Annotated in this window: 2 protein-coding genes; one reads left to right on the top strand and one right to left on the bottom strand. The window is 72.3% G+C overall.

Annotated features, from left to right (window positions below; genetic code table 11):
- The first annotated feature begins 6 nt into the window (after positions 1-6).
- The gene (locus FNQ90_RS23245) at positions 7-432 is read left to right on the top strand and encodes an organic hydroperoxide resistance protein (RefSeq protein WP_182608145.1); all 426 of its coding nucleotides are present in this window, start codon (positions 7-9) and stop codon (positions 430-432) included.
- Positions 433-480: 48 nt separating this feature from the next.
- Here the strand turns inward: FNQ90_RS23245 and FNQ90_RS23240 are convergent, their stop codons facing one another.
- Positions 481-1,182 (bottom strand): TetR/AcrR family transcriptional regulator, encoded by a 702-nt coding sequence (locus tag FNQ90_RS23240; protein ID WP_182608144.1) that lies wholly within the window; start codon positions 1,180-1,182, stop codon positions 481-483.
- Between the last annotated feature and the right edge of the window lie 197 nt (positions 1,183-1,379).

Raw genomic sequence — 1,379 nt, 5'->3', positions numbered from 1 at the left:
GCCCCCATCACACCGCTCTACACCGCCACCGCGACCGCCGGCGGCGGACGTGACGGCCGTGCCCGCACCGCGAGCGGCTCTCTCGACCTGGAACTGCACACCCCCGCCGAACTCGGCGGACCGGGCGGCGGCACCAACCCCGAGGAACTGTTCGCCGCCGGCTACGCCGCCTGCTTCTCCAGCGCGCTGGGCCTGGTGGCCCGCCGTGCCCGCACCGACACCTCCGGTACGGAGATCACCGCCGACGTCTCACTGGGGAAGATCCCCGACTCCGAGGGCTTCGGGCTCTCGGTGCGGCTGACCGTCCGGATGCCGGGGGTGCCCGGGGCCACGGCCCGGGCCCTGGTCGAGGCGGCCCACGGGGTGTGCCCCTACTCCAACGCGATCGACGGCAACGTCGCGGTGGAACTGTCGGTGGAGACGGACGACTGACCCCGCCCCCGGAGGCCGCTCCGCGTCCCGGGCGGCCCCGGTGCGGGCTCAGTTCCCGTCCGCGTCCCGGGAGGTGCCGTACAGCAGGTCCAGGAAGTCCCGGAAGGCACGACTCATGTCCACGCCCGCCCCGCCGGTGCCGTTGTCGTCGGCCCCGGCGGGTTCGTGCAACCACTGGAACTGCAGGCCGTCCATCACGGCGATCAACAGGGGCGCGGCCCGCTCCGGCGTCAGGCCGTTCGGCAGGCGGTCGCCGAACTCCCGCCGCAGCGTCGCCTCCGCGCCCGCCCGCGCCCATCGGTACCGGTCGTGGAAGTACTCCCCGGCCGGGTGGTCCTCGGTCACGCTCTCCCCGAGCAGCGCGGAGAAGGTCTGCACCACGCCCCGACGCATGGCGTTGTACTCCACCAGCGTCTCCAGATTGGCCAGCGGCCAGGGGGAATCGCCGAAGTCCTTCCTGGAGAGCGCGCCGCCGGTGTCCCAGTCGTCCCGGATGCGGAGAACCTCGACCAGCAGGGACTCCTTGGTGGGGAAGTAGTGCAGCAGGCCCTGCTGGGTGATGCCGACGCGCTCGGCGACGGTGCCCAGCGTCGCCCCCCGGTAGCCCCGTTCGGCGATCACCTCGAGCGCCGCACCCAGGATCTCGCCGCGGCGCTCCTCGCCGCGCGCGCGGTGGCGGGACCGCTGCTCGCGTCCCGACACGCCGGGCTCCGCCGCGTCCTTCCGCGTGTTGTGGCCCGTTCCCGTCATGCGTGGTCCTTCCCGGGATCCGTCCCCGCCGGACCCCGGGACCGTTCGCCCGGGGCCATCCGGCGACAGTACGACATTTATTCGTAACGTATTTGTAACGTGATCTACTGATCAACAGGTAGGGAATGCGGGATGACGCCACCCGTTCGGATCCCGAAGAGGAGGTGGCCGTGACCCCGGAATCCGCTCCCCTCCGG

Origin of the sequence: Streptomyces alkaliphilus (genome assembly GCF_014141535.1) — a bacterium.
Classification (GTDB): Bacteria; Actinomycetota; Actinomycetes; order Streptomycetales; family Streptomycetaceae; genus Streptomyces; species Streptomyces alkaliphilus.
Note: the sequence above shows the minus strand (reverse complement) of the source record. Positions and strands in the feature narration are given on the sequence as shown.

Bases quoted from the DNA above. Each gene is read 5' to 3' on its own strand.
- FNQ90_RS23240 (WP_182608144.1), bottom strand. From the start codon at position 1,182: ATGACGGGAACGGGCCACAACACGCGGAAGGACGCGGCGGAGCCCGGC.